Genomic DNA, 25,563 nt, shown 5'->3' on the forward strand with positions numbered 1-25,563 from the left:
TTATAAATGGTGGAGAAAGTATTGATATGCATCAGTCCGTAAACAGATACCAGCGCCGGACGAGCGGAATTCTCTTCCATTGCTTCTTGAGCCAAGGCAGGACGTAGTAGTCCAGACCGAAGACGCTGCCCGATCCGCCGATGCATGCAATAGCTGCTCCAACGTACCAGAGCATTTCTGTTGAAGCCATCTTGGTAGACCAGATCATAACGGCCATACCTATGGTCGCTATGGAAGCAATAGCTGTAAACAGACCAACGATAAGCATCACACCGAAGACGATTTCGGCACAAACCATGCCGATTTGGAACCATTTAGCCAAGGCTGTATAAGCTGTTCCGTCGCTGTTATAGAACATCAAGTTCATAAACCAGTGGGTAATATCATAAATCCATCCCGGAACCCACAAAGCTTCAACTGCTTCTTTTGCAGTTGTTACTGCGGAAGCTGCGGATTGGGCATCTACTGTATCCTTGACGGCATCGACGGCAACGCTGGCCGAGGAGGCAGCATCTGTAAGATGGGCAGGAGCAGGAATCAGGAAGATATTATCCGGATTATCCCAGATCTTCTTAAACTTATCGATACCTTCATACAGCCACATGCCTCCGAGAAGCATACGCAGCGGAACGAGCCAGAAGTTAGGTGAACGTTTGGAGAAGTACCCGCCCACGAAGCTCTTGCGGTTCTCTACATGGAAGAACTCGTGCATCATATAAGTCCATACTTTATTGAAACCTACTACCTGTGACAGATAGAACATGTTGATGAAGTGTTTGGACAACATAGCCATGAATCCGGTAAGCATGAACAGTTTGCCAGGAAGGCCAACGTTCGCTACGCCGTAGCGGCTGCCGATGGAAACCATCGTACCGTGGAATCCCGGTTTGTAGGCTTTCTTAGCAGTACCTTTGATATCCGCTGTAATGTTTCCGGCAATAATTGGAGCCGCTTGTTCAGCGTTCTCAACCATTTGCGGTACAGGGCGGGTTTCGCCTTCAGGGATGAAGAAGATGTTATCCCCAACAACATAAACGTTCTTGTGGTCAACACTTTCCAGATGTTCGTTAGTAACAATACGCTTGCGTCCTTGTTGTTGAACATCAAGATTCCCTACGATTTCAGAACCTTCAACACCGGCTGTCCAGACAATAGTCTGTGCTTCCACAATGTTTTTCTCACCGAGTGCAACACTGCCAGCTCCAACTTCGGTGATTTTCGCGCTGGTAACAATTTCTACATTCAGCTTACGAAGACGGGCTTCAGCTTTTTGAATCAGTTTATCCGGAAGGATAGGCAGAACCTTCGGAGCCATATCAGCAACGATCAGGCGTACTTCGGAAGGATCAATGAAGAACTCTCTGCACAACTCTTCGCGTTGCTCGGCCATTTCTCCGACCAGCTCGACACCTGTAAAGCCGGCGCCAATGATAACGAAGGTCAGCATGGAACGGCGAACAGCCGGATTCTTTTCTTTAGCCGCTTTGGTGTACATATCGCGGATTTGACGTTTCAGCGCAACGGCGTCGTCATAGGACCAGAAGGAGAAGGTGTTCTCTTCAGCTCCGGGAATACCAAAGAAGGTTGGTTTGCTTCCTGTACCGATAACCAGGTAATCATATGCATAAGTAGCTTTATCGGATTTAAGCTTTTTGCCTTTGAAATCAATATTGCTGATTTCATCAAGCACTACATCTACTTTAAGACCTGCAAAGATTTTCTTCAGATCAATCTTAATTGAATCCTCAGGCGCGCGGTTCGCTGAAACCTCATGCAGCTCAGTCAATAGAGTGTGATAGGGATTCCGGTCGATCAGTTTGATTTCTACATCTTTGTCGTTCTTAAATTTCTTTGCCAGTTTCTTAGCCGTGAGTACGCCGCCGTAGCCGCCGCCCAAAATGACTATTTTCTTCAAGAGAAATTCACCTCATTCGTCTGATTAGCTGCAAGAGGTAAGCGAATAATTATTTCGCGCCTTCGAGTGCTTTTTCTGCAAGTGTAAAGTATTCGCCTACGTGGATGGATACGCCGGAAATTGCATCGGTTTTGCCTTCAGCATCCAAAGTAGGTGCGGCACCTTTATTGTCAAGGAAATACTTCTCAGCCAATGCGATTTCTTCATGCCATTCAGCAGAAGCGCCGCCGGCTTTCATGCCGTATTTGCCATCTACAGAGTATTGTTTCTTGTCATCGCCAGCAGCATTCACGCCGCTGAAGTTAGCAGCTACGATATTACCGTTAGCAACAGTCAAAGCTACAGTTGATTTCCAGCCGGATTCTGCATCCATTTCGCCTTCAGCTTTATATCCGCCGTCTTTGTAAGGACCAGCTTCAGTAGGGCCTGCAGCAAGAGCGGTTTGCGCTGCTGCTACGAAGTCGCTGACACCAACGGATACACCGGAGATTGCATCAGTTTTGCCTTCAGCGTTTACAACAACCGCTGCCGGATCCTGCTTTTCAATTAAGTAAGCTTCAGCCTTAGCCGCTTGCTCATGCCATTCAGCTTGTCCGCCGCCTTTGGATACCAGACCGTAGTTGCCGTCTTCAGAAACCTTTTTCTTCAGGTCGCCGGCATTTTTAACATTGAAAGCGTCCCAATCAGCTTTAGTGATTTTTCCGCCTTCAACAGTCAGCAGCACGAAGGATTGCCAGCCTGTTTTTTCGTCAGCAGGTGCAGTACCGTAATAAGTTCCATCTTGATATTGTCCAGCCTCAGCTGTGGCATTACCGGAGTTTGTTGCTGCAGGAGCAGTTGTTTCAGCCGGAGCATTGGTAGCGGCAGTGTTGGCAGCGTTGTTATTGTTGTTGCCACACCCTGCGAGCAGGGTACCCAGTACCAGTGCGCTCGACAAAATTACAGAAGCTTTTTTCATTTGTGATGACCTCCAAATTAGTTTAAAATATATATATTAAAATGTAAAACATTTTAATAGACATGGAAGTGATAAATATCACTTTATAAATGACAAATGTCACTCTTATTATCGGCAGGAAACCCTTTTTGTTGCAGTACTTTGACATATATCAGTAAACATTCGATAAAATTTTAAACATCTTGTTTCTGCTCCGAAGGCATTTTAGCACAATAAACGAATCGCACATGTGAAAATAATCACTAAACCTAAAATAATTTATCTATATTTAATTTATCTCTATTTGGATTATATCAAATTTTAAAAAATTTGAATACCACATATAAGAGACTATTATGTGACAAAATACGACCCCGGTAATTAAGTTCCTTCTTCAGAACCTCCCGATTCAGTTCCTGCGGCAGGGGGTAATACATCCTTAGCACGTGAAACTCTGAATATACCTTAAATTTAGGGAAAATAAGGAGATGAACTTGTAATGGACAGCAATGTATTTAAAGGGAAATGGATGCAGGTTAAAGGTGAGGCCAAGAAGCAGTGGGGCCAGCTTACGGATGATGATCTGGATGTTATTGATGGTGAAAAAGATAAATTAATCGGCAAGCTGCAGGAGCGGTACGGCCATACCAAGGATCAGGCAGAGGCGGAGTACCGCAATTGGGAGCAATCGGTCCGCAGCTAATTAAATGAGGCTTCGGGTGATAGGGTAGTCACATTTGCATGAAGAGGCGGTGTCATATGTACAAACCGACCGTCGTCACCGGCAGGATTATTGAAGTAAATGCTGATCGCGTGCTTACACAGCAAGGAAACATGTTCTGCACCTATCATCCCCGGTATTATACACTTCCGGATGCAGAGATTTGGACACACGCCGAATGTGACCTGGAAGAAAAGCCTGAACCGGATTTGGCAACAGCAGACGGTATGCAGGTGACCAAGAGGCGCTGGAATCCGATGTGGCTCTGGTTTTTGTCTCAGAAAAAGAGCGCAAATCGAATTTGATTTGCGCTCTTTTTTGGTTTTTAATCCAACAGTAACTGCAAGACCCAATTATTCCTATACATAGTACTAGAACTGTGGTTTCATGAATTTAAATTATTATTATGATAGTATGAACTAAGAAAAGGGATAAACTTATAAAAGCTGCAGGAGTGAGGCTATGGAGTATTTGAAAATCTTTTTTATCAACACAGCCCTGCTGATTACTTTGGCCTATCTGGGCAATTTAATATATAAACATACCATTACATATGCACCTGAGCGGATGAAGAAGATAAGCTGGGTCATTCTGGCGATCTTTGCCGGATGGATTAGCACGGTTTTCGGATACCGGCTGGGCGAGCATGCAATCTTTGATTTGCGGTATGTACCGCTGATCATTTCCACTTTAGCCTACCCGCAGCCTTTTATTCTCATATTGATTGGTGTGGGCATCGGAATTACCCGGCTTACCTTTGGAATCAACGAGGCGACAGTGGCGGGCGTACTTAACTTGTCCATTCTGGGGTTTGTCTGTGCCGCCCTCAGCTTATGGGTGCGCCGTTCGAATGTTGCTTATTGGATCAAAAGACTGATCGTAATTCTCGTGGTGAACTTAATGAATGCAGTCAATATCATCGCCTTTGGCGTGGTGCCGGACCGGATGTATATCACGGATATAATGCCTATAACCTTATCTGCCGGGCTGGTGCTCAGCCTGCTGTTCGCACTGATTATCCGCGATTTCCAGCTCGATCTGCTGCGCAACGGACAAATTATAAGAGCGAATGAGCTGCTGTCCGCCCAGACTGAAGAATTGCATAAGAACAAAATTATTCTGGAGGAAAGAGCGAAGCAGCTGACGCTGGCTTCCCAATACAAATCAGAGTTTCTGGCCACGATGTCACATGAGCTCAGAACGCCGCTCAACAGTGTTATTAATTTGTCTCAATTAATAGAAGAAAATAATGACTCCCTGAACCGGGAGGAGACAAAGGAATATGCGGGAATCATTCACCGCTCGGGCGAGGATCTGCTGATGCTTATTAATGATATTCTGGACTTATCCAAGGTAGAGGCCGGGAAGCTTGATATTAACAAGGAAGATTTGAACGTCAGTGAAATTCCGGAGCTGCTGACGTTGCAGTTCAGTGTTGCCGCCAGGCTTAAGGGGCTGGAATTCACGGTTACGCTTGACAGCCAGGTGCCGCAGGTCATTCATTCCGATCCCCAGCGTGTGCAGCAGATTCTCCGTAACCTGCTCTCTAATGCCTTTAAGTTTACTATGGAGGGACATATCTCGCTGAATATCCGCACGTTTGAGCAGAAGGAGGGGGCTCTTCAGCGGCGCTGGATTGTATTTGATGTGCAGGATACCGGCATCGGAATTGCCGCAGAGAAGCATGACATCATCTTTGAAGCTTTTCAGCAGGCAGACGCAACGATCGGCCGCAAATATGGCGGAACCGGACTGGGCCTGTCGATCAGCAATGATCTTGCCAGACTTCTGGGCGGATTTATCACGCTTCACAGTGAAGAAAAGCAGGGGAGCAGGTTCTCTCTTTATTTGCCTTTATAGCTGGTAGGGGGAAGGGATCCTCCGGCTCCAACATAATTTGTGATTTTGCTGTATTGACAGCAGGGTGATGCTGAGTAGAATGGAGCCAATGCCGCATCAAAGGAGTGTTATCACCCCCATGAACATCATGAGAAACAGGCTGCCGGGTATTCGTCCCAAACGTGTCCGCAAAGCTTCGGTTCACCGCAACAATCTTAGAGTCGCTACGTTTGAAGGGATACCATCGACTATTTTCCAGGTGCTGCTGCAAGGGCAGTTTTTAACTGGATTTCTGCTATATTTGGGGGCGAGTTCCAGCCAGATTGGATTTGTACTGGCGCTTACCACGCTGGTCAACGTAGCACAGATTGGTGTTGCTTTTCTGATTCAAAAGCTGCCAAGCCGCAAATGGGCGATGGTCACTTTTATTGGCCTGCATAGAGTGCTCTGGGCGGCGACTGGGCTTGTGCCCTTTGTCTTTCCCAAGGAACACTGGGTTGCAGCTTTCATCGTTATGTATACAGTCGCGTTCATTGCCAATACGGCGGGTGGTATGCTGTGGACCTCGGTTATTAGCGACCTGGTTCCCGCACGTGTAAGAGGCCGTTATTTCGGCATCCGCAATACGTTTCTGAACGCGCTGGGAAGTCTCGTGATGTACGGCGGAGGTATTGTGCTGGACCGCTATCCGGGCGGGCACGGATTTCTGATTTTGTATATCGTTGTATGGATCTTCTCGGTCTCCAATGTAATTGTGTTCTGCTTTTATCCGGATGTTCCGTTTGAGAAGTCGGAGGAAAAAGAATTTCTGCCGATGTTTAAGAAACCGCTTCACGATAAGCTGTTTATGAAATCAACACTATTTCTTGCCGCCTGGCTGCTGCTGCAGAACCTTACCGTTCCGCTCTATTCCTATGTCATGCTGCAGCTTATGCATATTAACTATCAGACGTTATCGCTGCTGAATGTGTCACAGACGATCTTCATGATGGCCAGCTTCTACGTCTGGGGCAATCTGAATGCCAGATACAGCAATAAACGGCTGCTGCTCTGGACGCTGCCGATTATCGCACTGTCCTCACTGATGTGGGGGATGCTGTCCGTATTGCCGGTGCTGCCGGTGCTTTTTGCGGCGCATATTATGTTTGGCCTGGGCGTAGGGGGATTCAACCAGCTGGCGTTCAATTTTATTATCGGAGACACCCCCAAGAAGGAGCGGCCGATGTACATGGCGATGTATGCGGCGCTCACCGGGCTGGCAGCTTTCTTCGGTCCGCTGATCGGAGGCAAGATTTACGAATGGATTATTCGCTGGCCGGAGTGGACGCAAATCTACGGGATGCAGGTTGTTGTCGGGTTACTGATGATTGCGCTGGCGCTGCTGCTTGGCCGCCGGATTCTCAGGGATGAATAGAGAAAAAGCCAGGGCTTATGGCAACGCAAAGGGAGAGGTCTAAATGACAAGGGTAGCGGTAGTGCTTGGAGCTACAGGACTTATAGGCAAGGCGGTCACCCGGGAATTGCTTACCGGGGAATGGGATGAGGTGCGTGTACTCGTCCGCCGTCCGCTCGAGCTGAACCATCCCAAGCTGAAGCAGATCCGTATGGACTGGGAGCAGCTAGGGCAATATAAAGAACAATTCGCCGGGGTGAGTGCCGTCTTTTGCTGTCTGGGCACAACGATCAAGAAAGCCGGTTCGCAGAAACAATTTGAGCGGGTTGATCTGGAATACCCCCTTGAAGCTGCCGCAATAGCCAAAGCATCCGGTGTGAAGCAATTTCTGGTGGTCTCCTCTATGGGTGCAAGTTCCAAATCGCGCAACTTCTACTCCCGGACCAAAGGACGGACTGAAGACGGGCTGACAGCCGTCGGTTTTCATGGCCTGCACATCTTTCGGCCGTCGCTGCTGCTGGGGGAGCGGGCTGAACACAGGCTGGGCGAACAGGTTGCTGCCGTCATCATGAAGGCTTTGGATTTCGCGATGGTTGGTAAGCTGGCCCGGTACCGGGCGATTCCCGGGGATAAGGTAGCAAAAGCGATGGTGAATATTGCTCTTGCCAATACGGGCGGAGTACATATATACACGAACGAGGTTATCCATGTAATCGGCAGCCGGTAAAGGGTATGAGGAGTTTGCAATAAACCGAGTCAAGGACGTACAATGGGACATAAATCATCTGTACATAATGACATAGATGTCGTGTACACCTTAGGAGGAGCTTATTATGAGTAAAAAGCAGATAGCAACCACCCAGGCGCCAGGAGCCATCGGGCCTTACAGTCAGGCTATTGCAGCCGGCAATTGGGTGTACACCTCAGGACAGCTGGGTCTGAACCCGGAAACCGGAGAGCTGGCAGAAGGGGTGCAGGAACAGGCCCGGCAGTCGCTTAGCAATGTAAAGGCTATCCTTGAGGAAGCCGGCGCTTCGATGGACCAGGTTGTGAAGACCACAGTCTATTTGAAGGACATGAATGATTTTGCTGCTGTCAATGAAGTGTACAGCACATTCTTCACTGAGCCTTATCCGGCCCGCAGTGCAGTAGAGGTGGCCCGGCTGCCCAAAGACGGACTGGTGGAAATTGAAGCGGTCGCACGCAAGAAATAAACGGTCCTTATAATCCTTATGGCAACATCCCTCAATGACTCTGTGTAAACAGGGACGTCGGGGGATTTTTTTGTGGGAAACAGATCGTCAAAGAGGCTGCCTTCAGTCCATGAGCAATCATGAACGGGCGGCCTCTTTGCATACATGCCTGCCTATCCGCCGTGACCGTTAGTATCTCCGGCGGCGCGGTGTGAGCAGCAGCCATAGGCTATAGAGCAGCAGTAGGCCCGCCGTGACCGCTCCGGTTACGAATATGCTGCTGGTCTCCCGCTGCTCAAGAGCAATGGCGATGAACGCCCATACGAAGACCAGCGGATAGATAGGGTCACGATGAGGGAAACTGACAATTACTGCGAGTAAGGTGCCCACGCAAAGCATAATTACAGCCCAGGCAGGATCGCTCAGGCCAAAGCCGTCCCAATTATTTTTCTCGAGCACGACACTGACGTTGACGATGGTAGCAACAGAAATCCAGCCGAGATAAATGCTGAAGGGCAGTCGGATCAGCCATTGTTCGCCGGTAGTCGGGTGATCAATAGCTCTGGTCTTCCGGTAGATGACGATCAGCGAGATCAGAATCAGAACCATAGCGACCAGAGAAAGCTCGATGTATAAATAATGCCAGAGAAACAGCCAGCTCATATTAAAGACGCAGTTCAGCACGAACCAGATTCCGATAGATTGAACGGAGTCCCGTGACCCGGTATTTGGGCGGAACTGATAAATAACGAATCCGGCCAGCAGAAGATAGATAACCGACCAGATGGAGAACGCATAGCCTGCCGGTGTGAGGTAGGTATGGTACTTGTCGGAGATTTCACCGGTGCTGTTGCCCCCTAGCGGCAGGACTACAGACAATGTGTTGACTATGATGACACCCAGGAAAAACAGCAGGTTCCACCACTTATAAGGATTGTTCCGCAGCATAATTATTTCACTCCCTAAGCTTTATAGTGAAGACGTGACGGGCTTGACCTAATAGAATATACCCGCTTTGCCGGCAATTAAGACTATCTTCCGTAAAAAAAATGACTTGCAGGTCATGAAGTTGGCGGATAGCCGTCAAGCAAGTCGGGGTAATATGTATTTAATGCAAGAAAGATGATGGCAGGAGGGGAAAGCGAAGATGGAGAGCAGTGAAGCAATACGCCCTGAAAAGATGGGGCCGCTGGTAATGACGGAGACATGGAATACCCCGGGAAGAATGGTGTCCTGGGAACGTTCAGAGAACATCTACATTGTCCGCGGGGAATGCGGGGGAATGGTGTTTGTATTTTTAAGTGATGATATGTTCCGGATGAAGGTCTTCCGGGGCCAGGTGCCGGATCTGACGACAACCGAGGCAGTGCTGGCAGAACGCTGCATTCCCCATTTATTCCCGGTGGAGGAGACGGAGGAGCAGCTGATTTTTACGACTGGTGTCATCACAGTAATTATTGAGAAAACGACCTTTCTGCTCCGGGTAGAGAATAGGGATGGCAAAGTCATTATGCAGCAGAATATGACGAGCTGGAATCCGCGCGGTGCCAGCCATGCTGAGTATGACATGCAGCCGGATTCGCATTTTTATGGTCTGGGGGAAAAATCCAGCTTTCTGGATAAGCGCGGGGAGCATTATACCAACTGGAATACGGATGTTTTTGCCCCTCACCTGCCTGAAATTGAAGCGCTATACGAATCCATTCCGCTGATTATTCATATGCACGGCGAACTCACCTACGGATTGTTTCTCGACAATACCGGACGGAGTGATTTTGATATGCGCTCACACGGGGTTGCCTTCACGATTGGCTGCTCCACGGGCGCTTACGACATTTATTTTATTAACGGGCCAGAGATGAAGGATGTGGTCAAAAGATACACTACGCTGACCGGACGGATTGCGCTTCCGCCCAAATGGGCGATCGGTTATCATCAGTCGCGTTACAGCTATATGAATCAGCAGGAGGTGCTGCAGCTGGCCCGGACCTTCCGCGACAAGAATATTCCCTGCGATGTGATTTATCTGGATATTCATTATATGGACGAGTACCGGGTATTCACCTTCGATCCCGTTAACTTCCCGGAGCCGGAGAAGATGATTGCTGAGCTTGGTGAAATTGGTGTGCGCATCGTGCCGATTGTAGATCCCGGTGTCAAAAAAGACCCCAAATACGAGGTATACAAGGAAGGGGTGCTGAACAAGCATTTCTGCCGCAGGCTGGAAGGCGACATCTTCTTCGGTGAGGTCTGGCCGGGTATCAGCGCATTCCCGGATTTCAGCGACAGCCGGACGGCCGAATGGTGGGGGGATCTGCATAAATATTATACTGACCTCGGTATTCAGGGGATCTGGAATGATATGAATGAACCGGCGGTATTCAATGAATCCAAAACAATGGATCTTGATGTCATGCATTTTAACAACGGGCGTCCGGTGACCCATGAGGAATACCACAATTTGTACGGGATGATGATGTCCAAGGCGACCTATGAGGGGCTGGTAGAGCATATGGCGGGTGAACGTCCTTTTGTGCTGACCCGGGCGGGATATGCAGGCATCCAGCGGTATGCGGCCGTGTGGACCGGGGACAACCGCAGCTTCTGGGAGCATATGGCTATGGCTATTCCGATGGTGCTTAACATGGGCCTGTCCGGGCTGGCCTTTGCCGGGCCGGATATCGGCGGCTTCGCCCATCATACCTCTGCACAGCTGCTGGTGCGCTGGACACAGATGGGAGTCTTTTTCCCTTACTGCCGGAATCATTCCTCTATTGGTACGCTGCGCCAGGAGCCGTGGTCCTTCGGTGCTGAAGTGGAGGGCATTCTCCGCGAATTCATCGGCCTGCGGTACCGCTGGATGCCGCATATCTATAATCTGTTTCGTGAAGCGGAAATCAGCGGCCTGCCGGTAATCCGTCCGCTGATTCTGGAGTACCCGCGTGATCCGCGTGTGACCAATCTGTGTGACCAGTTCCTGCTTGGTGAGAACGTGCTGATTGCCCCCGTCTACCGTCCGGATACGGATCACCGCTCGGTATATTTGCCGGAAGGCTGCTGGCTGGATTACTGGGACGGAGAAATTCATGAGGGCGGGCGGCATATCCTTGCGGCAGCACCGCTGCACATCATGCCGATGTATGTGAAGGCGGGCACCTTTGTTGCCGAAGGGCCGCTGAAGCAGTATGCGCTGGAGGAAGTCCAGGAGACGGTTACCTTCCACTTGTATGGTGCAGAGCAGGAGGAAGAGTTCTCCGCAATGTTTACCTTGTATGAGGATGACGGGCACAGCTTTGGCTACCGCAGGGGGGAGTATTCGCAGCTCATTGTCCAGGCTGAAGGGACAGGAGACGGGCTGCTGCTCAACTGGTCCTATACCGCCGATGCGTATAAGCCGGTGCGGGAAATGCTGCGGTTTGCCCTGTGCTATCCTTTTTTCAAAGCTGATGCTGTAGACGGACTGCCTGAGATCAGTCTCGAAGAGCTGGAGCAAGGCCGCAAGGGCTGGACGCGCAACGGTAAGAACGGAGCGATTATTATTCAGACCCCGGATGAACGGAGCGGCGGGGGACTGCGAATTAGGGCGGCAGAATAACCTGTGAGCAAGGAGGAATGGGCTGCCCTAGCGGGCGGCCTTTTTCTTAAAAAAATAATTCCGGATTTTACCATATTATCAAATCATCCCTATACAGCGCCGCTAGAAGGCAGGATTAACTGCTGCTTCTACATAAAATTACAGAAAAAATGCAGAAACGTTTTTAAATCGCGGCTTTTTCGTATAAGATGAAGGGATGAAGAATTTGTTCCGGTTCAAAATATATTTCTCGCGGAGAAGGATACGGTCCCCCAAATGGAACGGGCTGGCTCTTTCTGTTTGCTTAAAGACAGGAGATCACCAATGATTAAGCATCTGTATGCAATATGGTTAGGGGATGTTTTATTTTGCTTCTCCGGTGAAACCTCAGAACCTAAGGTCGACGCATGGACACGCGTGATCAAGAAGCTGGAGTTCCGGGGAGGAGGGCGTCCTTTTGCGGGTGCTGCGCTGCGGCTGGCGGAAGTGAAATATCCGGTTGCCACTCTGACGGAAGGGAGGACGGCGCGGCGCGGATTGCCTGGGCGTACGCTTGAAGGGCTTGCCCTCACGCCGAAGGATGCGTTTGAGCTGCTGCTGGCCTGGGATGAAGAGGTATGCCGTGCCCAGGGAGTGGAAGCAGGCGGTGAACTGCGCTACTGGGCGGCTGCGGCCAGGTTTGCACTGGAGCTGATGGGCACAGGCGGGATTGTGCCTGGTGCAATGCCGCCACGCCCTATGGGCTCCCGCCGCCGCGGCGGGGAGCAGGCAGCTACCGCCTGCTGGTCCCCGGCTTTCCGGAATGAGGCGGACAAGGAGTTTTTTCTGCAGCTGGCAGCGTCCATGCCAGTGCTGGCGCTCGGAACCCATGTTGCCGAGGAGGGGGATTTGTCTTCGCGTGAAGATGCCGGCGGCTATGTGCTGTATTCCTTTTTGCAGGCAGTAATGACTGCGGAGATCAAAAAAATTGTTGCAGGTATAGAAAGTGAACTCGTCCCTTACAAGGCGAATTACCGCCGCGGATACTCGCCCCTGACAGAACTGTGGTGGAACAGTCTGCTTACAGGCAGCCGGGACATTCCGGTTCAGGGGACGCCCGCTGAGGTGACTGAACTGCTCTCAGCGGTAAACGGGACCGCAGGAAGCGAAGTGCCGCATGCCGAGGCAGAGGAGGAGCATAGCGGGCAGCTTAGTCTGGGACTGCGTCTGGAGCCGCCTGCAGAGGAGAGTGAGCTATGGCACTTGAGCTTCTGGGCAGAGAGCCGGGAGGAAGGGGAAGTCTGGCTCCCGGCTGCGGCAATCTGGAGCAGTCCCGAGCGTGAGTTCACCTTGTGGGGCAAGCGGTACCGCAATATCCAGCAGCAGCTGCTGGCTGCGCTGGGGCGGGCGGCAAGAATATCGCCGGACATTCAGCGTGCGCTGACTGTTCCGGCCCCGACAGGCGCCATACTTGAGCCGGAGCGCCTCTACTTCTTCCTGAAGGAGAGCGTGCAGCAGCTGCGTGAGTGGGGCATCACTATACAAATGCCCTCACGCTGGAGCCGTGAAGGGCGGCGGCGGATCGGGATGAGAATGAAGATGCAGCCCCCTCAAGGCACAATGGACGGCCCTGCACAACCGTCGCTGGGTATGGAGGAGCTGATCTCCTTCCGGATCGAAGCATCGCTTGGCGACAATCCAATCACTGAAGAAGAGTTGAATGCCCTGGTAGAGGCGGGAGTGCCGTTCGTGCGCTTCCGGGGAGAGTGGATCGAAGTGGATCCCAAGGAGATCCGCCAGGTGCTGAGATATATGAAACGCCATGAAAGCGGAGAAATGTCGGCAGCGGACTGGATGCGTCTGGAGGCCGAGGATGGGGAAGAACGGCTCTGGAAAGGCATGTCCGTTACAGGCATGGAAACGTACGGGCTGCTGTCCTCACTTATGCATGGTGATATTCTGCGCAGTCTTCCGGTACGCACAGTGCCGCCTAGCCTGCATGGTACACTGCGGCCTTATCAGGAGCGGGGGTTTCAATGGCTGGCTGCACTCAGTGGGCTGGGCTTTGGTGTATGCCTGGCTGACGATATGGGGCTTGGGAAGACCATTCAGGTCATTACCTGCCTGCTGGACAGGGCCTTAACAGCCCCGCCTGAAGAAAAGCGGGAGCCGGTGCTGATTCTGTGCCCGACCTCACTGCTCGGGAACTGGCAGCGCGAGCTGCAGCGCTTTGCGCCGTCACTGAGCGTGCATATTCATCACGGGGGGAGACGGGTGCGGGGTGAAGGATTCATAGAGCTTGCTGCCAGTCATGAGATCGTGCTCACCACCTATCACTTAGCCGGCCGGGACAGTGAAGATCTGGCGGGGGTACGCTGGTCCACGGTTGTTCTGGATGAAGCACAGTATATCAAGAATCACCGTACGAAGCAGGCGCAGAGTGTGATGAAGCTGTCGGCTCCGCACCGGATTGCCATGACGGGCACACCGGTGGAGAACCGGCTCGGTGAGCTGTGGTCCATTTTTCACTTTCTCAATCCTGGCTATCTGGGGTCGTATCACTCTTTCCGCCAGCGGTATGTTTCCGGCGAAGGCGGGGAGCGGCTGCAGGAGCTGCACCGTCTGGTTTCGCCATTCCTGCTCCGGAGGCTCAAGAGTGATCCGGACATTTCTAAGGATCTGCCGGAGAAGCTGGAGCTGAAATCCTATTGTCCGCTGACGGAGACACAGGCGGCACTGTACCAGGGCGTAGTCGATGAAATGCTTGGCGTGATCGGCGAACGTTCTGGCATGGCCCGCCGCGGTCTGGTCCTCTCATCTCTGACCAAGCTGAAGCAAATCTGTGACCACCCGCAGCTGTTCCGCAAGGAAGAGGGACGGGGCCTGCGCACTGAACAATCCGGCAAAATGGAAGTGATGTTCGAGGTGCTGGACAGTATCGCCGAACTTGGGGAGTCTGCGCTCATCTTCACCCAGTATGTGGCGATGGGGGAGCTGCTCGTCAGCAGATTGGCCAAAAGATACGGCAAAGCGCCGCTGTTCCTGCATGGCGGCATTCCCAAACGGGAGCGCGATGAGATGGTTCATGAGTTCCAGGAAGGCGAGGGTCCGGCATTCTTCGTGCTCTCGCTCAAAGCGGGGGGTGTCGGGCTGAACCTGACACGGGCCAATCATGTGGTGCATTATGACCGCTGGTGGAATCCGGCCGTTGAGAATCAGGCGACCGACAGGGCTTTCCGTATCGGGCAGCACAAGAATGTGCAGGTGCATAAGCTGATTTGCCAAGGCACGCTGGAGGAACGGATTGACGAACTGATCGAACGCAAGAAAAACCTCTCCGAACAGGTTGTCGGTTCCGGGGAGAATTGGCTGACAGAAATGTCCAACCATGAGCTGCAAGAGCTTATTGAGCTTCAAGGCCAGGACTGGATGTAGATAAAGGTAATACAGAAGGTTCAGTAAAAGGAGGATTATCCATGAGTGAACAGCCGGAACTGCGGCTAGTCATCGAGCCGGGCGTTATACAAGTGCTGGAGATGCAGGGGCTGCTTCAAGCAGCGGAAGCACCGGGGACAAGATCCGGAGGCGCAGCGGCCGCCATCCAGGAGCAAGCGGTAAAGCCGGTTCTCTCTTTGGAAGTTCCGCAGTGGTCTGCTGAACGGAAAGAGGAAGTGCTGCAGCAGCTTGCCGGACATCCGGGTGAACTCTATGAACTCCTGCAAGGCAGAGTGACTGGCGGTGTGGCCGGGCTTCAGCTGTTGCCGGCTGAACTGGATCCGGCGGGTTACGGCAGCAACCCCGAAGCCCGGCAGCCGGGGGGGCTCCTGGCCTGGGTTAAGAAGCGGCTTGCGGAGGAACCGCTGCTGATGTTCCTGCTGCGCGGAATGAGCAAGGAGGAGCTGCTGGGCGCTGTATTTGCTCTCTGGATGGAGGAGGAAACGGCCCCTCAAGATGAGGGCCATACGGCACCGGGTAGTGTGCTTGCGGCAGAGCTTGCCCGGCTGGAGCGGAAAGGCCCTGCTGTACCCACCGGGGAATGGCTGGCGGAGGCGGCAGCCGAAGGCTCGCTGCACCAGCCGGGGCCCTTGTTTCATGAGATTGCCTCCCGTCCTTTTCCTGCCTCGCCGGTCGTGGCAAAAGTGACGGAGAGCTGGGAGACATTATTGCCGAATACGCCCAGGGCAAGCGAAGGGCTTACTCTGATCATGCGGCATGTGGCAGAATCCGCCGCCCGGCGGGCGGCGGGGCTGGGTAAGCTGTAACCTTAATTGTACGCAGGTCCGTATCTCAAAGGGGATACGGATCTTTTTTATAACAATACCTATCGACCTCTTCAGAAGAAACAGCGGTGAAGAGGAAATAATGGAATAAATGCAGCAAGGCAGTGCCTAAAGCAGCATAGCTGCTCCGGCACTGCCTTGTCTGACTTCCGTTCTTGCGATCCCCGCAGGGACGGGCTATTCTCCGGCGGGACTGTCTGCGGGGCGGCTTCCTCCGGACAGCTCAAGAATTTCGCTGCGCAGGCGGAGCATCTTCTGATCCAGCTCGTCTGCGGCACGCGCCGCTTCCTTCAGCTCCTCGGCCACATGCGGAGGCAGCTGCTTGTCGAATTTATAGTAGAGGATATGCTCCATACTGGCCCAGAAATCCATGGCGAGTGTGCGCAGCTGAATCTCTGCCTTCACCCAGCGGGTTCCATCAAGCAGTACGAGCGGGATGGCTATAATGACATGAAGACTCTGATAACCGTTCGGCTTAGGCTGGGCGATATAGTCTTTGATCTCCAGTACCCTGATATCCTCGCGGACACACAAATGATCTACCAGCCGGTAGATGTCCTTTACAAAGGCGCATACAATCCGCATGCCGGCGATATCATGAATGTGCAGCTCCATATTCTCCAGGGTGAACTCATGCCCTTTGCGTTCCATCTTTCTCAGGATGCTCTTGGGTTCTTTAATCCGTGACTTGATATGCTCGATCGGACAGTAGCCGTCACGTACCTGCCATTCCGTTTTGATCACATCAATTTTATTCTCAAGCTCATTCAAAGCATGGCGGTAAAGTGCCGGCAGGGTCTTGAAATCCTCAACCTGTCTGGCGAAATCCTCACTGTTCTGCCACGTCTGCAGATCCTTGACATGCACCTGCAGCTGATTCAGTGTAACTTGTGTACTATCGTCTTCTTTCACTGAGACTCTCCCGGGTTTCATTATTTGTGACTACTCCAGTTTAACCGATTTTAGGCCCTGGAAGCAAAATAACATACGACATCCCATGCGGGTTGCCGAAAGAACCGGACGGATTAGCACTTGAAACAGCCCGCACCAAAAAAAGCGGAAACATTCTTTCCACATCGGCGTATTAGCACACATAAAGAATGATTATCCGGCGTAATTATTTGTTCGTAGGTGATCCATCACCATATCCTTTGTCCTCATACCCTGTGTTTTCCAGTTTGGATAGCACACCCAGCTGCTCAATGGTTTGCTGCGTCTGAGCACTTCCAACGCGGTGAAGATACCTGTACAGCCTGATGGTTCCATCATCAAACTGTTCGGCAGCGTCATCATGATCGGCGGATTTATAGGGCACGGCGGCGCGGCGGAAGGCATAATTATCTTCTTGTCGCAGATTCTGAAGCAGATCTTGTAGCACCGTCAGCTCGTCCTTGGACAACAGCACCTCAAATTCATTGGAGTCACCGGGTACATCCCGGATAATTCCGTGATTCACAGAAACGTAATAGCTTGTTTTGGGTTCATCCGGCAAAGTGAATCCCTCCCTCTTTGTTTCGGTAAGGTTCGCGTGCGGGTTATGTTTACTAATTTACACAGAACGACAAATAATGAATCTATTCGAGACTTTTGGTATGATAGAAGCACGTTTCCGGTAATGCGCGAAGCGGTAAGGGTTCATCTGATCTTTTTTGGCTAATTATCAGCCCTATTCTCACTCTGGAGAAGGAGGAAATACCATGAATATTCTGCAACGCATTAAAGACGGTGCCAGCCGGGTGAGTGAAAAAGCGCAAAGCTCGGTGGAAATAGGTAAGCTGAACGGGCATATTTCCGATATTGAACGCGAGATGGAACTTGAATTTATGAAAATGGGCAAGCTTTTCTATGACGGGTACCGTGCAAGGGATCTATCGGTGGCCGAAGGGAAAATGGTGGAGCTGTCTAAGCTCTGTCTAAAACACCAGGAGCAGATTGATGAACTGCGCTTCAAGATCGCTGAGCTCAAAAATGAACGGCTGTGCGTATGCGGCAATGTGGTCGCGCTGGATGCGAATTTCTGTCCGAAATGCGGACATAGGCTCGAGGCCCCGGCTCCCAAAAAAGAAGCACCGGCCGTAACGATCCGTACGATTCATGATGATGAGGAAGATCAATATTATGGTGAAGACGAACTGACCGAGGAAGAAAAGGAATTAGCGCTGAGAACAGAGCAGCGGACCGAACACCGGGCCGTGTACACCGAAGTGCTGCATGACGACGAGGAGCTTGAGGCGGGGGGGTATGCCGGCCAGACCCATGACAGTGAGCGGGGCCGCCGGGAAGCTGACGAGCTGGAGCGGGAGCGGGAAAGACAGCTTGAGCTGGACCGCCGCATCCGGGATTGGAAGGCCGGGGAGCACTCGGAGGAAGCAGCGGCAGTCAGCGAAGGAACCGTCCGGGATATCGTCAAATGCCAAATTTGCCGGGCAGACTTACCTAAAGGCTCGATGTGGTGCCCGCGCTGCGGTTCCGAACAAATTTAGCAACAGAATACTTAGATTCACCGACTAAAGCTTGTAGCGTATTAGGAGGACAACATAGATGGAACAGTTGCTGCTGCATCTGCGCAATTTGGGATTCACGGAAATGGAATCCAAAATTATGGTCGAGCTGGCTACCAAAGGCGAGGCTTCGGGCTACGAAGTGGCAAAGCAGCTAGGAGTATCAAGATCGAATGTCTACGCGGCGCTTCAGCGTCTGACGCAGCAAGGATATGTAAGATGCGGAGAAGGAGAGCCTGCACGTTACAGCGTGCTGGATCCGGAAGAGCTGGCGACCATGATCTCCGGCCGGGTACAGGCTTCACTGGCCTATATGGAGAGTGAAATGCCGCGAGGCGGTCCGGTCAGCCCTTCGTTCTATAATATTGAGGGCGACCGTAACATGCTGGGGGCGCTGATCCGCCAGCTGAATTTGGCCGAGAAGGAAATTGTGGTGGATGTGTGGCGGGAGGAGGCTTCCCTGTTGCGTAATGAATTGGAACAGGCAGAGCTGCGTGGAGTGAAGCTGCTGTGGGCCTTTGACGGCGGCAATGCGGCCCCGGCCCCTTATCCGGTCTGGCCGCCACTGGGCGGGAAGCCGCGCAGAGGCGGAGGGCGGAAATTCTCGTTCGTCATTGACCGGAGCTGGTGCATGCTGGGCATGCGTTATGAGGACGGTACGGCCCAGGCGGTAGTGACCGAGCATGAGGTGCTGATTGAGCTGCTCCTGAACCACTTTTCACAGGAAATGGTGCTGTTCGAGCTGGAGGAAGATATGGGACCTGAGCTGACAAAACGCTATGGTGAACGTTACAGCCGCATTTACAGCAAATATGTGATGCATGATAAGGATACGGATGAGCCCGGGAAGGATCAAGCAGAGTAGCTCCGGGCGGCGCAGCCGACACTAAACGGGGAGGTGAAAAGCGTGGAATGTATTGTTCATTTTGATGTGCAGCATCCCGAAGGCTCCAAGTCACTGCGGGGTCTGCTGTTTCTGGAGGAAGGTCAAACCCCGGGGGAAAAAGAGCTGATCGACATGTTCAAGGACATGAAATTCGATGTGCGTCTGGAAGACCGTGAGAAGCTGATCTTCAAGCCGGTGAATCCGGCCGAGAAGTATTCGGAAATCCGGATCACAGGCTATGACGGGGGCAAGACAGGCAGCAAAGAGGATCATGACCTGAAGTCTATCGTTGGTAATCTGCTTCCGCAGAAGCCGACCGGACTGTAGAAGAAGGGACGCCAGGGTCCATTTGAATCGGAGGAGAAAAGAGGGAGCACGAATGGAATTGTTGAGACAGAAGGTCATTAATGAAGGTATTGTTCTCGGTCAAGGTGTGCTCAAGGTGGATTCTTTTCTGAATCACCAGATGGACCCTTTTCTGATGCGTGAGGTCGGCCGCGAATTTACCCGCCGCTTTGCCGGAGAAGAAGTGACCAAGGTGCTGACTATTGAATCCTCAGGGATTGCACCCGGGATTATGACGGCGCTGGAGCTCGAGGTTCCGCTGATTTTTGCCCGCAAGCAGAAGTCGCTGACTCTGACGGAGGATATTTACGTGGAGACCGTCTATTCTTTTACGAAAAAAGAAAGCAATGATATTACCGTTTCCAAAAAGTTTATCGCCCCCGGCGAACGTGTGCTGATTGTCGATGACTTCCTTGCAAACGGGGAAGCAGCCTTCGGGCTGGCCCGGATTGTTGAGCAGGCAGGCGGCACCGTCATCGGCATTGGCATCGTGATCGAAAAAGCCTTCCAGCCAGGTAACCGGCTGCTGAAGGAAGCGGGCTACCGTGTAGAGTCGCTGGTGCGCATCGCTTCGCTGGAGGATGGGCGTATTTCGTTTGTGGAGGAAGAGGGAGATCAAGCGGGCTGAGTACTTATACGGCCCGGGAAGCCCTCTAATCTAAAAAGTGTACACATATTAGTTAAAAGCCCAAGGAGGGAACACCAGCCGTTGCTGGTGTTCCCTCCTTGGGCTTATTTATTTATTTATCTGGTGCGGCTGCGGATGCGGGCGTATGACACTGCTCCATTAAGGACCTGCACAAATTTGTATCGCCTTTGCGGCTGTCTTGGAACGGCATGAATGTCTATTGCACTTTATGCAGCAGAATACGCCATGTCCGGGCTGGAAATTGAAATCTATTGCATTTCATGCATTAGAATCAGGAGAATCGCAGTCAAAAGTAGATGTTATGGCAAATCTACTGTACAACCTGCAATAGAATGTCCTTTAAGCTGCTGTATTGCTGCTTGTGATTGTACTAAGTGCAGCAGATTCCAATGGAGAATGTCTTCCTCCATGAGGTGGCCATAGATGGAATCAGCCGCTCGCCTGGCAGGAGCCGGCTTCAGCGGCTCCGTCCTGCGCCGCGGCGGCCAGCGGCGTCAGCACGCGCAGCGCGCCCGGCTCGCAGCGCACCGCCAGCGGCGCCGTGCCCAGCGGCTCGCCGTCGCCGATGGCGTGGCGGGGCTGCGCGAAGTGGACGGCTACGCTGCGTCCGCGCAGCATGGACACGAAGGGCAGCGCCACATGCGTGCCCTTCAGCAGTGTCGGGAACAGCCGCAGCACCTGCCCGCGGCTGCACCCGTGGACGACGCAGACGTCGAGCAGGCCGTCACCGGCCTCCGCCTGCGGGCAGATCAGCAGCCCGCCGCCGTAGCTTGGCAGGTTGCAGACCGAGACGAGCCAGGCTTGCTCGAAGGCCTGCTCTTTGCCGTCCAGGGTCACGCTGACGCGGCAGGGCTTGAAGGTCAGCAGCGTATGCAGGATGCCGATGATATAGGCCAGCTGCCCTGCGCCGATGGCATTGCACAGCCGCTTGTAGCGGCTGTTGTTCACGTTCACGGCCACCTGGGCATCGAAGCCGCTGGCGACAGCAGTCAGGGTCAGCCCGCCGCTGCCGCTGAGCAGATCCGCTTCCAGGCAGCGGTCCTGCAGCGCGGCGTCCAGCGCGGCTTCGGCCGTCAGCGGAAGGCCGAAGCCGCGGGCCGTGTCGTTGCCCGAGCCGGCGGGGATGACCGCCAGCGGGACGCCTCTGCGCCGCAGCGCACCGAGTACGCTGTGGATCGTACCGTCGCCGCCGATAACGATCGCGGCGCGCCAGTCCTCGCGGCGGGCCAGGGCATGAAGCACCTGCGCCTCAGCCTGTTCGGGGCTCCGGGTGAAGAGAGCCTCATGAGCGATACCGCGCGACTTCAGCAGGCCCTCCACCGTCTCCCAGGTCCGCTGTCCCGCACCGCCGCCGGAAGCGGGATTTATGATCAATAAATACATGGATGTTCCTCCAGCCTGTAGATTCCTGTATGTCCTGATTCCATTGTACGGAGTAGACAGGCAAAAGGGAATCTCAAAAACCTGGATCTCCGCAGGTGTGCGCAATCACAGGTGGCGGAGCTGGCTTTCTGCCAGATCTCCCGCCCAGGGAAGCTTATACCATCTTCCGCCCAGGGTGTGATAAATCATGAGCAGCCAGATGGCGAAGCTGCATAACGAGAGAATGGCTCCGATCAGCGCACCGAGCAGGGGGATGAATCCGCTCATCACATGAACGATCATCAGCAGGCCGAACGTTATCAGCGACTGCAGCGCATGAAAGAGCACGAAGCGGCTGCGTTTCTCCAGAGCAAGAAACACAATTCCGCCGATAAAAGGAAAGAAGTAGCATACGCAGGCGGCAATATTCTCGGGCAGTCCTGTGGAAGATTTGAATGGGGACAAAGCGCTCACTCTCCTTGTACTTGGAGAAGAAGGGGGAAGCCTGGCTATAAACATCGTTAGCCAGATCCTTGCTCCTTCTTCACTATATAGATTAAACCTGGGAAATAAGGATTAAGGGGGAGTGGCGAAAGAGAAGTTTGGAACTGTAGGAGCGATAGCGACCGCCTAAAAGCTTTCCTTGGAAAGCTTGCTTCGGAAGCATAAGCAGTCTACAGATTTCTACTACGAGCAGTGGGGATAATCAAGAAATCTGTAGACAACAGCAGCCGGAAGTCCAAACATTCTCTGTAGTCACGGCCTATCCCGAAATAGGAAATCACAAGTTGAATCTATATAGGAGCCTATGATTTGCCAGTACAAAGTATGTAACCGGTTTTAGAGTTTCATTGCCGGAATGACATACTGCTCAATCAGTCTGCGCGGATTCTTCCACCGGTTTACTGCACTTTCTGCGGTGAAAATGACGGCGGCATTCAGGTCCGGCAGCAGCCAGATTTGCTGGCCCCCGTGGCCGTGGGCGAGACGGTAGGCTTCACCGCTCATGCGTCCGTTCCAGAACTGATAGCCGTAATCACCGTAAGCCGGATAGCCGGCCGTCTGTGCCGTGAAGGCCGCTTCCAGCCAATTCTGCGGGATGATCTGCTGTCCTCCGTGCTTGCCGCCGTCCAGCAGGCAGATAGAGACTTTGGCGAGATCACGTGAGGTGAGATATAGTCCGATATGTCCCATGCTGTGGCCCTCCGGGCTGGGCAGCCATGCGGTATGGGTGATGTCCAGCGGCTCAAACAGATGCTGCCTGGCATAGGTGAATGCATCCTGTCCGGTGAATTCGCTGAGCATGACAGAGAGGAGATGGGAATCGCTGCTGCGGTATTGGAAACAGCCGATATTTTCGGCATCTATGGGTAAACTTAGAATATAGGACACCCAGCGGCGGCTGCGCTGCAGATTCCGGACAAGCGGCTCACCAAGCTTATTGCCTGTAATCCAGCGGAAGCCCGAGGTCATGGTCAGCAGATGGTGCAGTGTTAGCTGTTCAAGCTGCGGGGAAGGGGGAGCCGCAAGATATTTACGCAGGGTATCCCGCACAGAGACATCCGTTCCCGGTATGTCACCTCTGCCGATGGCTATGCCGGTGAGCAGGGAGAGGAAACTTTTGGTGGCGGAGCGCAGATCATTCAGCATTCCCGCATGATGATTTCCGTAATACCGTTCAAATATCAGTTTCCCGTGGCGTACGACAAGCATACTATGCATTTTAGGATACGCTTTGGTGATTTCCTTGTGAGCCTGCTCCAGCTGCCTGCTGCCGGTCCCGGTATCCTCCGGGTCAGTCTGCGGTACTGGGGGTGCTGCGCTATAAGGCGTGCTTAACAGGGATAGCCGGTTGTCCATAACGTTCCCCTTCCTGCGTTAGTGTCTATTTAAAGGATTTTGGATGTGCAGATAGTGTATTTTAACCATAAGTTTGCCCTCTCTCCTGCTGTGGAAGACATAAATTTTTTAAAAATTCCATACGCATATTTTACAAGGAAAGGTGGAACTTGGCCTTGAATATGATACAATATAACGATAAGGCCCGAAAGGAGTGATTCAGCTAGTGGCTCTTCGGGTAAGTAAAGTGTCAAGATGTCCTGCCTCAAGGCGTCTTACTCTCAGCCCAAATCACGACGAACCTGCTTCACCGGCAAGGCGGACCTCCAGAACTCTGGAATGATAGTCTAGGCGGATAATGCAAGCCACGTATGTGTTGCGGTATCTGAACTTGCATTTCGAGGTTACGGCGGACTTTTCATCATGCATTCTCTACAACGGAGCATTCATTTTCAATGTTTTGGGAGGGAACTGATCATGGCAAGTAAAGGTCATAACGAAGTCAAGGAAAGTCTACGGGAAATGACACGCATTTTCCGGCCCAAAGATCCCAAGAAATTTGTAAAGGAGTACGTCCGGAAGTATCGGATCACGGGAGGCTACGAAGAAGAGCTGACCATGGTCGTGGAGCATGAGCTGGGAAGAATCAACTCATCCGTCTCCTAATACACACAGGATAGTGTTCTGATTTTGACGGCAGTAAAGTTGTAATTACATCCATGAGGATTCTCATAAACCGTACCCGGGTGAAACGCTGCCTCTGGATGCGGTTTTTTTTGCTTACTTTTTTTTGAAAAACGGTTCAAAGGCTTTCTAATTAGTCAAATGAATTAATAGACATAATTACATATGTATGCGTTTTACTATAAAATGGGCCTGCTTGCAAAATTTTTGTAAGCGCTATTAAATGCTGTAATGACAAGCCTTCTGATCAACAAAAAAGACTTTGTGAACTTGTTGTGAACGATTGACAAAACACCCCCTTAAACTTATATTAATAGTGATTGTTATAATTGACAGGAAAATCCTCTACTCTACGAAATCGGGAAAAGCGGGGTTGATCTATGATGAAAACGTGGCAGGCTGGAAAGCGGCTTCTTCCCATGACCGCAACACTTGGACTCATTCTTGCCGGATGCGGACGGGAGGACCTGTCGGTACTCAGACCGCAGGGACCTGCAGCCGAAAGCTCGTTCGATCTGATGAAGCTGGCGATCACCATTATGATTGTCGTACTGCTGATCGTCTTTTCCATTGCGGCTTATGTGCTTATCCGTTTCCGCAGAAAACCGGAGCAGCGTGAGATTCCCGAGCAGGTAGAGGGTAATTTCAAGCTGGAAGTGCTCTGGACAGTCATCCCGCTGATCCTGGTGGTTGTACTTGCCGTTCCTACGGTCAAAGCGGTATTTGCTGCCGGGAATGATCACTCGGATGATAAAAATGCGATTAAGGTTAAAGTAACCGGCCACCAGTACTGGTGGGAGTTCGAGTATACCGATTATGGCGTGAAGACGGCGCAGGATCTGGTGATCCCCGCCGGTAAGGATATTGCTTTTGAGCTGAGTACTGCGGATGTGCTGCATTCGTTCTGGGTACCCTCCCTCGCAGGCAAAATGGATACCAACCCTGACGGCACGATTAACCGTTTCAGCTTCAGTGCGCCAAATGAAGGCGTTTACCGCGGCAAATGTGCGGAGCTGTGCGGGCCGTCCCACGGCTTCATGGAATTCAAGGTGAAATCGGTCAGCGATGCGGAGTTTGAGCAGTGGCTGGCTTCGATGAAGTCCCCGGCTGTCCTGCCGGAAGATCCGGAGATTGCCGCGAAATTCAAATCCGCCTGCCTGCAATGCCATGCCGTTGGGGATCAGGGTATTGCGATGGGTCCCGACCTGACCGGGATCGGCTCACGTGAGTCGGTAGCGGGCATTCTGCTGAATGACGATACGGGTGTAGACGGCGCTCCAATTCTGGATAATCTCAAAACCTGGCTGCATGATCCGCAGGGCGTTAAGCCCGGCAACAAAATGCCGGATCCGAAGAAGGATCTCGGATTAACCGATGAAGAGATTGACGGAATCGCAGAGTATTTGGCCGGTTACACGCTGGACTAAAGCCTGCAGCGACAAGCGGAAGCAGCATATTTGAAAAGG

The 25,563-nt window shown here is 52.2% G+C and carries 23 protein-coding genes; 15 read left to right on the forward strand and 8 right to left on the reverse strand.

The features are described 5' to 3' along the window. Positions 1-31: 31 nt before the first annotated feature. Positions 32-1,915, reverse strand: coding sequence for an FAD-dependent oxidoreductase (locus QU597_RS02400; protein ID WP_310831208.1), 1,884 nt, complete (start codon positions 1,913-1,915; stop codon positions 32-34). 49 nt (positions 1,916-1,964) lie between these two features. Then, complete coding sequence (locus QU597_RS02405) at positions 1,965-2,873, reverse strand: FMN-binding protein (protein WP_310831209.1); 909 nt, start codon at positions 2,871-2,873, stop codon at positions 1,965-1,967. 478 nt (positions 2,874-3,351) lie between these two features. Between QU597_RS02405 and QU597_RS02410 the strand changes: the two genes are divergently transcribed. The 6 genes from QU597_RS02410 (at position 3,352) to QU597_RS02435 (ending at position 8,019) form a co-directional block, all read left to right on the forward strand. Further along, on the forward strand, positions 3,352-3,555 hold the full coding sequence (locus tag QU597_RS02410; protein ID WP_236335756.1) for a CsbD family protein: 204 nt from the start codon (positions 3,352-3,354) through the stop codon (positions 3,553-3,555). A 56-nt stretch (positions 3,556-3,611) separates the two neighbouring features. Further along, positions 3,612-3,878, forward strand: coding sequence for a hypothetical protein (locus QU597_RS02415; protein WP_310831210.1), 267 nt, complete (start codon positions 3,612-3,614; stop codon positions 3,876-3,878). A 157-nt stretch (positions 3,879-4,035) separates the two neighbouring features. Beyond that, complete coding sequence (locus QU597_RS02420; protein ID WP_310831211.1) at positions 4,036-5,433, forward strand: sensor histidine kinase; 1,398 nt, start codon at positions 4,036-4,038, stop codon at positions 5,431-5,433. Positions 5,434-5,551: 118 nt separating this feature from the next. Beyond that, the gene (locus QU597_RS02425) at positions 5,552-6,826 is read left to right on the forward strand and encodes an MFS transporter (protein WP_310831212.1); all 1,275 of its coding nucleotides are present in this window, start codon (positions 5,552-5,554) and stop codon (positions 6,824-6,826) included. 43 nt (positions 6,827-6,869) lie between these two features. Next, positions 6,870-7,532, forward strand: a complete 663-nt coding sequence (locus QU597_RS02430) for an oxidoreductase (RefSeq protein WP_310831213.1) — start codon at positions 6,870-6,872, stop codon at positions 7,530-7,532. A 106-nt stretch (positions 7,533-7,638) separates the two neighbouring features. After that, positions 7,639-8,019: a RidA family protein gene (locus QU597_RS02435; RefSeq protein WP_054943116.1), complete on the forward strand. Its 381-nt coding sequence runs from the start codon at positions 7,639-7,641 to the stop codon at positions 8,017-8,019. 168 nt (positions 8,020-8,187) lie between these two features. Here QU597_RS02435 and QU597_RS02440 read toward each other — a convergent pair whose 3' ends face one another. Then, complete coding sequence (locus tag QU597_RS02440) at positions 8,188-8,946, reverse strand: TspO/MBR family protein (protein WP_310831214.1); 759 nt, start codon at positions 8,944-8,946, stop codon at positions 8,188-8,190. Between the two features lie 199 nt (positions 8,947-9,145). On the opposite strand from QU597_RS02440, the gene QU597_RS02445 reads away from it, so the two are divergent. The 3 genes from QU597_RS02445 to QU597_RS02455 all read left to right on the forward strand — a co-directional run bounded on the left by QU597_RS02445 (position 9,146) and on the right by QU597_RS02455 (position 15,813). Beyond that, entirely contained in the window at positions 9,146-11,593 is a 2,448-nt protein-coding gene (locus tag QU597_RS02445) for a glycoside hydrolase family 31 protein (RefSeq protein ID WP_310831215.1), read from the forward strand. A gap of 303 nt (positions 11,594-11,896) precedes the next feature. Next, entirely contained in the window at positions 11,897-14,986 is a 3,090-nt protein-coding gene (locus QU597_RS02450; protein WP_310831216.1) for a DEAD/DEAH box helicase, read from the forward strand. Positions 14,987-15,027: 41 nt separating this feature from the next. Continuing rightward, positions 15,028-15,813: a hypothetical protein gene (locus tag QU597_RS02455; protein ID WP_310831217.1), complete on the forward strand. Its 786-nt coding sequence runs from the start codon at positions 15,028-15,030 to the stop codon at positions 15,811-15,813. Positions 15,814-16,008: 195 nt separating this feature from the next. Here QU597_RS02455 and QU597_RS02460 read toward each other — a convergent pair whose 3' ends face one another. Both QU597_RS02460 and QU597_RS02465 read right to left on the reverse strand, forming a co-directional pair. Continuing rightward, positions 16,009-16,743, reverse strand: coding sequence for a GTP pyrophosphokinase (locus QU597_RS02460; RefSeq protein WP_310831218.1), 735 nt, complete (start codon positions 16,741-16,743; stop codon positions 16,009-16,011). A 205-nt stretch (positions 16,744-16,948) separates the two neighbouring features. After that, positions 16,949-17,323, reverse strand: a complete 375-nt coding sequence (locus tag QU597_RS02465) for a hypothetical protein (protein ID WP_310831219.1) — start codon at positions 17,321-17,323, stop codon at positions 16,949-16,951. A gap of 205 nt (positions 17,324-17,528) precedes the next feature. Here QU597_RS02465 and QU597_RS02470 point away from each other — a divergent pair, with 205 nt between their 5' ends. The 4 genes from QU597_RS02470 to QU597_RS02485 are packed head-to-tail and all read left to right on the forward strand — an operon-like array spanning position 17,529 to position 20,191. Then, positions 17,529-18,314 (forward strand): zinc ribbon domain-containing protein, encoded by a 786-nt coding sequence (locus QU597_RS02470; RefSeq protein WP_310831220.1) that lies wholly within the window; start codon positions 17,529-17,531, stop codon positions 18,312-18,314. Between the two features lie 58 nt (positions 18,315-18,372). Next, on the forward strand, positions 18,373-19,197 hold the full coding sequence (locus QU597_RS02475) for a TrmB family transcriptional regulator (RefSeq protein WP_236335773.1): 825 nt from the start codon (positions 18,373-18,375) through the stop codon (positions 19,195-19,197). A 42-nt stretch (positions 19,198-19,239) separates the two neighbouring features. Continuing rightward, entirely contained in the window at positions 19,240-19,545 is a 306-nt protein-coding gene (locus QU597_RS02480) for a hypothetical protein (RefSeq protein WP_310831221.1), read from the forward strand. A gap of 52 nt (positions 19,546-19,597) precedes the next feature. Further along, complete coding sequence (locus QU597_RS02485) at positions 19,598-20,191, forward strand: xanthine phosphoribosyltransferase (protein ID WP_310831222.1); 594 nt, start codon at positions 19,598-19,600, stop codon at positions 20,189-20,191. Between the two features lie 450 nt (positions 20,192-20,641). On the opposite strand, the gene QU597_RS02490 is transcribed toward QU597_RS02485, so the two are convergent. The 3 genes from QU597_RS02490 to QU597_RS02500 form a co-directional block, all read right to left on the reverse strand. Continuing rightward, positions 20,642-21,595, reverse strand: a complete 954-nt coding sequence (locus tag QU597_RS02490; protein ID WP_310831223.1) for a diacylglycerol/lipid kinase family protein — start codon at positions 21,593-21,595, stop codon at positions 20,642-20,644. 105 nt (positions 21,596-21,700) lie between these two features. Beyond that, positions 21,701-22,039 (reverse strand): DUF4870 domain-containing protein, encoded by a 339-nt coding sequence (locus QU597_RS02495; protein ID WP_054943105.1) that lies wholly within the window; start codon positions 22,037-22,039, stop codon positions 21,701-21,703. 375 nt (positions 22,040-22,414) lie between these two features. After that, entirely contained in the window at positions 22,415-23,434 is a 1,020-nt protein-coding gene (locus tag QU597_RS02500; protein ID WP_310831224.1) for a serine hydrolase domain-containing protein, read from the reverse strand. Between the two features lie 456 nt (positions 23,435-23,890). Here QU597_RS02500 and QU597_RS02505 point away from each other — a divergent pair, with 456 nt between their 5' ends. Together QU597_RS02505 and coxB are read left to right on the forward strand one after the other, a co-directional pair. Further along, a complete protein-coding gene (locus QU597_RS02505) occupies positions 23,891-24,079 on the forward strand; it encodes a hypothetical protein (RefSeq protein ID WP_038585388.1) in 189 nt (62 codons plus the stop codon). A 398-nt stretch (positions 24,080-24,477) separates the two neighbouring features. Continuing rightward, complete coding sequence (gene coxB, locus QU597_RS02510) at positions 24,478-25,524, forward strand: cytochrome c oxidase subunit II (RefSeq protein WP_310831225.1); 1,047 nt, start codon at positions 24,478-24,480, stop codon at positions 25,522-25,524. The last annotated feature ends 39 nt before the right edge of the window (positions 25,525-25,563 follow it).

It is taken from the genome of Paenibacillus pedocola (assembly GCF_031599675.1).
GTDB classification, from domain to species: Bacteria; Bacillota; Bacilli; order Paenibacillales; family Paenibacillaceae; genus Paenibacillus_AQ; species Paenibacillus_AQ pedocola.

Excerpts from the sequence above, each read along its gene's own strand:
- QU597_RS02485 (WP_310831222.1), top strand. The coding sequence starts at position 19,598 with ATGGAATTGTTGAGACAGAAGGTCATTAATGAAGGTATTGTTCTCGGT.
- QU597_RS02405 (WP_310831209.1), bottom strand. The coding sequence starts at position 2,873 with ATGAAAAAAGCTTCTGTAATTTTGTCGAGCGCACTGGTACTGGGTACC.
- QU597_RS02425 (WP_310831212.1), top strand. The coding sequence starts at position 5,552 with ATGAACATCATGAGAAACAGGCTGCCGGGTATTCGTCCCAAACGTGTC.
- QU597_RS02415 (WP_310831210.1), top strand. The coding sequence starts at position 3,612 with ATGTACAAACCGACCGTCGTCACCGGCAGGATTATTGAAGTAAATGCT.
- QU597_RS02410 (WP_236335756.1), top strand. The coding sequence starts at position 3,352 with ATGGACAGCAATGTATTTAAAGGGAAATGGATGCAGGTTAAAGGTGAG.
- coxB (WP_310831225.1), top strand. The coding sequence starts at position 24,478 with ATGATGAAAACGTGGCAGGCTGGAAAGCGGCTTCTTCCCATGACCGCA.
- QU597_RS02435 (WP_054943116.1), top strand. The coding sequence starts at position 7,639 with ATGAGTAAAAAGCAGATAGCAACCACCCAGGCGCCAGGAGCCATCGGG.
- QU597_RS02470 (WP_310831220.1), top strand. The coding sequence starts at position 17,529 with ATGAATATTCTGCAACGCATTAAAGACGGTGCCAGCCGGGTGAGTGAA.
- QU597_RS02500 (WP_310831224.1), bottom strand. The coding sequence starts at position 23,434 with ATGGACAACCGGCTATCCCTGTTAAGCACGCCTTATAGCGCAGCACCC.
- QU597_RS02445 (WP_310831215.1), top strand. The coding sequence starts at position 9,146 with ATGGAGAGCAGTGAAGCAATACGCCCTGAAAAGATGGGGCCGCTGGTA.
- QU597_RS02490 (WP_310831223.1), bottom strand. The coding sequence starts at position 21,595 with ATGTATTTATTGATCATAAATCCCGCTTCCGGCGGCGGTGCGGGACAG.
- QU597_RS02455 (WP_310831217.1), top strand. The coding sequence starts at position 15,028 with ATGAGTGAACAGCCGGAACTGCGGCTAGTCATCGAGCCGGGCGTTATA.
- QU597_RS02505 (WP_038585388.1), top strand. The coding sequence starts at position 23,891 with ATGGCAAGTAAAGGTCATAACGAAGTCAAGGAAAGTCTACGGGAAATG.
- QU597_RS02420 (WP_310831211.1), top strand. The coding sequence starts at position 4,036 with ATGGAGTATTTGAAAATCTTTTTTATCAACACAGCCCTGCTGATTACT.
- QU597_RS02475 (WP_236335773.1), top strand. The coding sequence starts at position 18,373 with ATGGAACAGTTGCTGCTGCATCTGCGCAATTTGGGATTCACGGAAATG.
- QU597_RS02450 (WP_310831216.1), top strand. The coding sequence starts at position 11,897 with ATGATTAAGCATCTGTATGCAATATGGTTAGGGGATGTTTTATTTTGC.
- QU597_RS02430 (WP_310831213.1), top strand. The coding sequence starts at position 6,870 with ATGACAAGGGTAGCGGTAGTGCTTGGAGCTACAGGACTTATAGGCAAG.
- QU597_RS02440 (WP_310831214.1), bottom strand. The coding sequence starts at position 8,946 with ATGCTGCGGAACAATCCTTATAAGTGGTGGAACCTGCTGTTTTTCCTG.